The organism is Streptomyces sp. WG5 (assembly GCF_049974565.1).
Taxonomy (GTDB): Bacteria; Actinomycetota; Actinomycetes; order Streptomycetales; family Streptomycetaceae; genus Streptomyces.
The window spans coordinates 1-550 of record NZ_JBNGGC010000190.1 but is presented as its reverse complement, the minus strand read 5'-3'; the positions used below and the strand labels follow the sequence as shown (position 1 = coordinate 550).

Sequence of the window (550 nt, the reverse complement as noted above, 5' to 3'; positions counted from 1 at the left end):
CCCCGCGACTGGGCCGCCGCCGCACGCGAGGGCCGCACCATCGCCCCCCTCATCACCCGCCTCAACACCATCCGGCGCGCCCATCCCGCGCTGCACCGGCTCAGGAACCTGCGCTTCCACCGAACCGACAACGACGCGCTGATCGCGTACAGCAAGCGCGCGGGGTCCGACGTCGTACTGGTGGTGGCCAACCTCGATCCCCATCGCACCCAGGAGGCCACGATCTCCCTCGACATGCCGCAGCTCGGTCTCGACTGGCACGAGTCGGTGCCGGTCCACGACGAACTCACGGACGAGACCTACCACTGGGGCCGCACCAACTACGTGCGGCTGGAGCCCGGCCGGGCCCCCGCTCACGTCTTCCACGTCCGCCGGCCGTCGGCCGCCGCGCCCCAGAACGGAGGGTCAGCAGCCTCATGACCGTGAACGAGCCCGTGCCGGACAAGTTCGAGGACACCCCGGCCAAGGACCGCGACCCGGACTGGTTCAAACGAGCCGTCTTCTACGAGGTACTCGTCCGCTCCTTCCAGGACAGCAACGGCGACGGCGT

General features: G+C 70.0%; 1 protein-coding gene. It reads left to right on the top strand.

Annotated elements, in window-relative coordinates; all coding sequences use genetic code 11:
- The coding region (locus ACP4IX_RS36555; protein WP_426558994.1) for a DUF3459 domain-containing protein at positions 1-420 on the top strand (420 nt) is incomplete at its 5' end.
- Positions 421-550 lie beyond the last annotated feature (130 nt).